6 protein-coding genes are annotated in these 7,014 nt (G+C 64.2%); 4 read left to right on the top strand and 2 right to left on the bottom strand.

Annotation, left to right across the window (positions count from 1 at the left end; all coding sequences use genetic code 11):
- Nucleotides 1-160 precede the first annotated feature (160 nt).
- From FSO04_RS15870 to FSO04_RS15855, 4 genes are all read left to right on the top strand, one after another.
- The gene (locus FSO04_RS15870; protein ID WP_154560590.1) at nucleotides 161-2,275 is read left to right on the top strand and encodes a site-specific recombinase; all 2,115 of its coding nucleotides are present in this window, start codon (nucleotides 161-163) and stop codon (nucleotides 2,273-2,275) included.
- A 30-nt stretch (nucleotides 2,276-2,305) separates the two neighbouring features.
- Nucleotides 2,306-3,601 (top strand): THUMP domain-containing class I SAM-dependent RNA methyltransferase, encoded by a 1,296-nt coding sequence (locus FSO04_RS15865; protein WP_154560589.1) that lies wholly within the window; start codon nucleotides 2,306-2,308, stop codon nucleotides 3,599-3,601.
- A 331-nt stretch (nucleotides 3,602-3,932) separates the two neighbouring features.
- Entirely contained in the window at nucleotides 3,933-4,316 is a 384-nt protein-coding gene (locus tag FSO04_RS15860; protein ID WP_154560588.1) for a VOC family protein, read from the top strand.
- 66 nt (nucleotides 4,317-4,382) lie between these two features.
- Nucleotides 4,383-5,123, top strand: a complete 741-nt coding sequence (locus FSO04_RS15855) for a helix-turn-helix transcriptional regulator (RefSeq protein WP_154560587.1) — start codon at nucleotides 4,383-4,385, stop codon at nucleotides 5,121-5,123.
- A gap of 103 nt (nucleotides 5,124-5,226) precedes the next feature.
- Here the strand turns inward: FSO04_RS15855 and FSO04_RS15850 are convergent, their stop codons facing one another.
- Together FSO04_RS15850 and FSO04_RS15845 are read right to left on the bottom strand one after the other, a co-directional pair.
- Nucleotides 5,227-6,681 (bottom strand): NAD(P)(+) transhydrogenase (Re/Si-specific) subunit beta, encoded by a 1,455-nt coding sequence (locus FSO04_RS15850; RefSeq protein WP_154560586.1) that lies wholly within the window; start codon nucleotides 6,679-6,681, stop codon nucleotides 5,227-5,229.
- The gene (locus FSO04_RS15845; protein ID WP_028198874.1) at nucleotides 6,681-7,013 is read right to left on the bottom strand and encodes an NAD(P) transhydrogenase subunit alpha part 2; all 333 of its coding nucleotides are present in this window, start codon (nucleotides 7,011-7,013) and stop codon (nucleotides 6,681-6,683) included. Before FSO04_RS15845 ends, FSO04_RS15850 begins: the two co-directional genes overlap by 1 nt.
- Between the last annotated feature and the right edge of the window lies 1 nt (nucleotide 7,014).

The following is a 7,014-nucleotide window of genomic DNA, read 5'->3' as shown; positions in this document are numbered from 1 at the left end:
GGTTTGAGCTGCTTTCTCTTGCCTACTTCTCTTTGCAGCCGGCAAAGAGAAGTAGGTGCCGCCCCGCACAGGGGCAACGCTAATAGACCACTAACAATTCAAGGAAAGGCCAAAGCCCTAAGAACACTGACAATAAGCGCCGCAGGCAAAAAAACCCCAAATGCTCACCTCAATCAAAAGACTCCTAAAGAAATGGCGCGCCTCCCGCGACAGCGGCCACCAGCTCGACGCGCTGCTAGCGATCGCCGACAAGACGGCACCGTATCCAGACCGTAGCGAATGGCTGATCGAACTCGCCCATTGGATCCACCGCGGCCGCGCAGTCCACCCCGAGCAACCAGGCACCGCCAGCCCCACCCCAGCACACACAAGAATCCGCTACATGCTCAACGTGCTGGACCGCAACCCAGCCTGGAAGAGCAACGTCGCCGGCATTCTCCGTGCGCTCCTGCGCGAAAGCGACGGCCTCTCGCTGCTCTGCGATGCAGGCATGCCCGTGCACTCAGGCTTCTTCGGCGCACTCTTCGAGCGCCTCGAAGCCTCCCTGATCCCGCCCGCGCCAAACCGCCGCGATCTGAGAGCAATCGTCACGCTGATGTTCAGCCAGGAACGCGACGCCGAGTGGATCGCCAATCTGCCCACCGATCTGCTCACCCGCATCCGCGCGCTCTTCGATTACGAACAGGACGACAGCGAAAAACGCGACACCACCCCGTTCTCGCTCGACCTGCTGGCCGCCCTGCACAACCTCACCTGCCAGATTAGCTCGACCGGTCTGTCGCAAACCGTCCGCAGTCGCCTCGGTGACGTCGACCTCGGCGATGCCGGCGGCGTGCGCGTCGCCATGGAAAAGCAGCCGTTCTACCGGCTCACGCGCGCCATGCTCGCCGTCGAAGCGGCCCATCAGGCAGTCAGCGAAGGCGCCCCGCAGGAGAAGCTGCTGCATGAGGTCAACTATCTGCGCCTGCTGCTCGACGAGTGCCGCAGCGCCACCGACAACGTCTTCGCCCATCTCTATCGCAACGGCGTCAGTGTCGATATCGTGTTCCAGGTCGAACGGATGCGCATGCGCATCGTGCGCGCGGAGCACCTGCTGAACGCCTGGATGGCGCCGGACGATCCGCATGCCGGCGCACGTCTCACCGCCGAACTGGTGGACGCGAACCACGCGAGTCAGAGCGTGGCGCATCTCGTACGCAGCAATTTCTCGTTGCTCGCGCGCAAGGTCGTCGAATACAGCGCCGATACCGGTGAACACTACATCGCCCGCGATCGCGCCGAATACCTGAAGATGCTGCGCATGGCAGCCGGCGGCGGGCTCGTGACCGTCGTCACGGTCTGCGTGAAATTCGCCATCACCGGCGCGCATCTGCAGTCGATGTTCGAAGGCCTGCTCGCCGGCATCAACTACGCGGCCAGCTTCCTGCTGATGCACTTCCTGCACTTCTCGCTCGCCACCAAACAACCGGCAATGACCGCGCCCACGCTCGCGCGCGAATTGGACGGCGTCGGCACGCCGGCGGGTGTCGACAGCTTCGTGAGTTCAGTGACCGCGTTGATGCGCACGCAGGCAGCCGCGGTGCTCGGCAACGTGCTGCTGGTGTTTCCCGTGTGCTTCGGCGTGCAATGGGTGTGGCATGCGCTCTTCAACGCCAACATCATTTCGCCCGAGAAGGCCCACGCCACGCTGCACTCGTTCTCGCTCCTGGGACCGACGCCGTTCTACGCCGCGCTGACCGGCGTGCTGCTATGGTCGTCGAGTTTGCTGTCAGGATGGGCGGACAACTGGTTCGTCCTGCATCGCGTGGCGGATGCGCTCGCCTACAACCGGCGCCTGCGCATGACGCTCGGCGCGGCCGGCACCGCCCGGCTCGCTGCCTTCTGCCGCTCGAATGTGGCGGGCGTCGTGGGCAACATCACGCTCGGCCTGATGCTCGGGCTCGTGCCGGCGATCCTCACCGCCTTCGCCTTCACTTTCGAGGTGCGTCACGTAACGCTCAGCGCCGGCTCGATCGGCATCGCGCTCGGTGTGCTCGGCAAGGACGCGTTGAAGTTGCCGGAGCTGTGGTGGGCGGTTGCGGGTGTCGGCAGCATGGCGATCCTCAACGTGGCCGTGAGTTTCGCGCTCGCCTTCTACATGGCGGTGAAATCGCGCGACCTGCGGCGCAATGCGGTGCGCTCGCTGCGCGGCGCGATCTGGCAGCGGGTGTTCAGGCATCCGCTGGAGCTGGTATGGCCGGCCAAAGCGGCGCCGCACCCCGACCGCGTACAATAGCGCCTTATCTAACGCCTTCCGGCAACCTCAATGTCCTTCGATTTCTTCCTTCCCTGTCCGCGCGGCCTTGAAGCCTCGCTCGCCGCCGAACTCGCGGAAATTGCCGCGAAGCACCTGAACGGCGCGCCGTTCGCGGCCGGCGCGCAAGTGCCCGGCGGTGTGCATTTCCGCGGCGGCTGGGCCGCCGGCATGGCCGCCAACCTGCACTCGCGCCTCGCGAGCCGCGTGCTGCTGAAAATCGCGCATCGGCCGTATCGCAGTGAACAGGACGTTTACGCGCTCGCGGTCGAACAGCGTTGGGAGCAGTGGTTCTCGGCAAACGAAACGCTGCGCGTGGATGTCACCGCCATCAAGTCGCCGCTGCGCAGCCTCGAATTCACGACGCTGCGTGTCAAGGACGCGATCTGCGACCGTCTGCGTGAAGTGAGCGGCGCGCGTCCGAACATCGATACCGCCATGCCCGACGTGCGCGTGTTCGCGTTCCTCACGGCCACCGAATGCACGCTCTACCTCGACACGTCCGGCGATCCGCTCTTCAAGCGCGGCTGGCGGCTGGATAAGGGCGCGGCGCCGCTGCGCGAGAACCTCGCGGCGGGCATCCTGCGTCTGACCGGCTGGACCGCCGGCACGCCGCTGTACGACCCGATGTGCGGCAGCGGCACCTTCCTCGCGGAAGCCGCGCAAGTGGCGCTGAATATCGCACCGGGTGCGGAACGCCGCTTCGGCTTCGAGAAGCTCAAGCAATTCGACGCCAAGACCTGGCAACCGCTGAAGGCCGCCGCGCTCGACGCCAAGCACGCCGCGCGCACCTCGCGCGCCGATCTGCAGATCTTCGGCAGCGATATTTCCGGCGACATGCTCGACAAGGCGCGTGCGAACTTCCAGCGCGCCGGTCTGCCGTCGATTCCGCTCAAGCAGGTCGATGCGCGCGGCATGACGGCGCCGTCGGCTGAGCCTGGCATCCTCGTCGCGAATCCGCCGTATGGCGAGCGGATCGAAGTGCGCGGCCGCAACGCGCGCGGTGAAATCCGCGAAGGCCGCGCCACGCGTGAAGGCCGTGACGACGACAGCTTCCACCGCGCCCAGGAAGAGGTACCGGACAGCGAGTTTTTCCAGTCGCTCGGCGATGCGCTGAAGCAGCGTTTCACCGGCTGGCATGCGTTCATCCTGACGTCGGATCGCAAACTGCCCGGCCAACTGCGTCTGCGTGAATCGACCAAGACCCCGCTCTTCAACGGCGCGCTCGAATGCCGGTTGTTCCGTTTCGATCTGATCGCGGGCAGCGTTCGCCAGCGGCCGCAGAACAACGACACACCGGCAGCGTAAGCCGGAGCAGAGCAGCACTGAAAAACCCGCGGATTCTGGTCCGCGGTTTTTTTTTGCCGGTAGCTCGGCGATCGGCCGGGGTTGGATCCCACCTGTTGTCACACCAGCTTCTCCGTTCCTCCGTTCGCGGCCGCCTCGCCCCGCCATTCGGCCATCCCGCGCGCTCTGCCGCTCTACCATCCCGCCACGGCTGCCGGCTCTTCGACCACCACGTCCTTTTGCTACGCCCGCCACTCCCTACTGACACTACGCTGTCAGTAGCCCCCCCGCACACTCCTTCTCACGCCATCCGGCGCTTTGCACGGCTTACCGCCATCCCCAGGAGAGTGTCATGTTCGCATCATCCAAAGTTGTTGCATGGTTTGAGATTCCGTCCGTCGATTTCGAGCGCGCCGTTCGCTTTTACGAAGCCGGGCTCGACGTCAAACTGACTCGCGAGGAAATTGGCGGCCAGCCGATCGCCATCTTCGGCTACGAGGAACCGGCCACCGGCGGCGCGATCATCCATAGCCCGTCGATGACGCCCTCCGACGACGGCGTGCTCGTCTATCTGAACGCCCGGCCGACCGTCGACGCCACCCTCGCCCGCATCGAAAAGGCTGGCGGCAAGACCGATGGTCCGGTGATCAAGTTGCCGCAGGACATCGGCTACATCGCGTTCTTCACCGACACGGAGGGCAACCGCCTCGGCCTGCATTCGTTGACCAACGGCTAACAGCCAACGCGGCGCACAAGCGCGGCGGCCAGCAGGCACCGCGCAGAACGCTGACCGGAGCGCGGCATGCGGCGCTATCATCGCGGGACTGTTCCTGTCCTTTTCTACAAGACGCCCACGATGACGCGCCGCGCCGACCGTCTGTTCCAGATCGCCGAACTGTTGCGCGGACGGCGTCTGACCACCGCGCAACAACTCGCCGACTGGCTGCATATCTCGCTGCGCACGGTCTATCGCGACGTGCGCGATCTGCAACTGTCAGGCGTGCCAATCGAAGGCGAAGCGGGCATCGGCTACCGGTTGAGCCGCGCGGCGAGCCTGCCGCCGCTCACCTTCACCGCCGATGAACTGGCCGCGCTCGCAGCAGGCGCGCGGATGCTCGAATCGTGGGGCGGCGCCGGCTTCGCGAGCGGCGCACGCGGGGCGTTGGCGAAGATTGCCTCGGCCATGCCCGCCGACAAGCGCGCAACGATCGAACGTCTGGCGATCTTCGCGCCGTCGTTTCATATCAAGGCGGAGTTTTCAGCGAAGGTGGATGTGCTGCATCGGGCGATCGATGCACGTCAGGTGGTGAGTTTTGCCTATACCGATGCGAATAGCGCAGAGACCGAGCGGCGCGTGTGGCCGCTGTCGCTGGCTTATTGGGGCGCGCGCTGGACGCTCGGCGCGTGGTGCGAATTGCGCAGCGATTTCCGCAATTTCGGGTTGGAGCGGATCCGGGATCTTGAGGTACTCGAAACGTATCCGGATCAGGAAGGACGACGATTGGCGGATTGGCTGCGGCATGTGAATGCGAAGCCGCGGTGAATCACGAAGCGCCTTGCCTCGGCCAGATTTCGCGCACGCATCAGCCGCGTATCTGGCAGTTCGCGGCCCGCTGCGAGGCAGGCCGCGTAGCACAGTAGCGCTGTTATTCCACCGCCTTCACCATATCCTCGATCACCTTCTTCGCGTCGCCGAACACCATCATCGTCTTGTCCATGTAGAACAGGTCGTTGTCGAGGCCGGCGTAACCCGCCGCCATCGAACGCTTGTTCACGATCACCGTGCGCGCCTTGTACGCCTCGATGATCGGCATGCCCGCGATCGGCGACTTCGGATCGTTCTTCGCGGCCGGATTCACCACGTCGTTCGCACCGAGCACCAGCACCACGTCGACCTGACCGAACTCGCCGTTGATATCGTCCATTTCGTAGACCATGTCGTACGGCACTTCGGCTTCGGCAAGCAGTACGTTCATGTGTCCCGGCATCCGTCCGGCCACCGGGTGAATCGCGTACTTCACCTCGATGCCCTTCTCGACCAGCTTGTCGGTGAGCTCCTTCAGTGCATGCTGCGCACGCGCCACCGCAAGACCGTAACCCGGCACGATCACCACGGTTTCGGCATTGCCGAGCATGAACGAAGCGTCATCAGCCGAACCGGATTTCACCGGACGCTGCTCCGCCGACCCACCTGCTGCCGCCGCACCCGCCTCGTTACCGAAGCCGCCGAGTATCACGTTGAAGAACGAGCGGTTCATCGCCCGGCACATGATGTACGACAGGATCGCACCCGACGAGCCCACCAGCGAGCCCGCGATGATCAGCATCGGATTGTTCAGCGAGAAGCCGATGCCCGCCGCCGCCCAGCCCGAATACGAGTTCAGCATCGACACGACCACCGGCATATCCGCGCCGCCGATCGGGATGATGATCAGCACGCCGAGCACGAAGGCGATGATCGTCATGATGATGAACGGCAACCACGACTGCGTGAGGAAGAAGATCACGCCGAAGCCGAGCATCGCGAGCGCGAGGAACAGGTTGATCAGATGCTGCCCTGCATAGACGACCGGCGCGCCCTGGAACAACCGGAACTTGTACTTGCCCGACAGCTTGCCGAACGCGATCACCGAACCGGAGAACGTAATCGCGCCGACGAACGTGCCGATGAACAGCTCGACGCGATTGCCGTACGGCAGGAAGCCCGGCACCGGATTCTCCGGATCGACCAGACCGAAGGCCGACGGCTCCGACACCACCGCATACGCGATACACACGGCCGCAAGACCGATCAGCGAGTGCATCGCCGCGACCAGTTCCGGCATCTTGGTCATCTCGACGCGCGCGGCGACGAACGCGCCGATCGCGCCGCCGATCACCAGTGCGACCAGCAGCAGGCCGAGCCCTAACCCAAGATTCGAGCCGAGCGCATTCGCCTGTTTGACGATCAGCGCGATGGTGGTGAGGATCGCAATCGCCATCCCGACCATGCCGAAGGTGTTGCCGGTGCGCGCCGTCTTCGGATTCGACAGCCCCTTGAGCGCCTGAATGAAACAGACCGACGCGACCAGATAAAGCAGCGTGACGACGTTCAGACTCATTACGCATTCTCCTTGGCCGTCTTGTCAGCGATGAGCTTCTTCGGCTCTTTCTTGCGGAACATCTCCAGCATTCGCCTCGTCACCAGAAATCCGCCGAACACGTTCACCGCCGCAAGCGCGACGGCGAGCGTGCCGAAGAACTTGCCGGTGTCGCCCACGGTGAGGCCTGCGGCAAGCATCGCGCCGACGATCACGATCGCCGAAATCGCGTTGGTCACGGCCATCAGCGGCGTGTGCAGCGCGGGCGTGACGTTCCAGACGACGTGGTAGCCGACGTAAATCGCCAGCACGAAGATGATCAGGTTGATGACGGTGTGGTTGATGACTTCCATC

Origin of the sequence: Paraburkholderia madseniana, from assembly GCF_009690905.1 — a bacterium.
Lineage (GTDB): Bacteria > Pseudomonadota > Gammaproteobacteria > Burkholderiales > Burkholderiaceae > Paraburkholderia > Paraburkholderia madseniana.
This window is presented reverse-complemented; position numbering and strand designations above follow the sequence as displayed.

Bases quoted from the DNA above. Each gene is read 5' to 3' on its own strand.
- FSO04_RS15870 (WP_154560590.1), top strand. From the start codon at position 161: ATGCTCACCTCAATCAAAAGACTCCTAAAGAAATGGCGCGCCTCCCGC.
- FSO04_RS15865 (WP_154560589.1), top strand. From the start codon at position 2,306: ATGTCCTTCGATTTCTTCCTTCCCTGTCCGCGCGGCCTTGAAGCCTCG.
- FSO04_RS15860 (WP_154560588.1), top strand. From the start codon at position 3,933: ATGTTCGCATCATCCAAAGTTGTTGCATGGTTTGAGATTCCGTCCGTC.
- FSO04_RS15855 (WP_154560587.1), top strand. From the start codon at position 4,383: ATGCGGCGCTATCATCGCGGGACTGTTCCTGTCCTTTTCTACAAGACG.
- FSO04_RS15850 (WP_154560586.1), bottom strand. From the start codon at position 6,681: ATGAGTCTGAACGTCGTCACGCTGCTTTATCTGGTCGCGTCGGTCTGT.
- FSO04_RS15845 (WP_028198874.1), bottom strand. From the start codon at position 7,013: ATGGAAGTCATCAACCACACCGTCATCAACCTGATCATCTTCGTGCTG.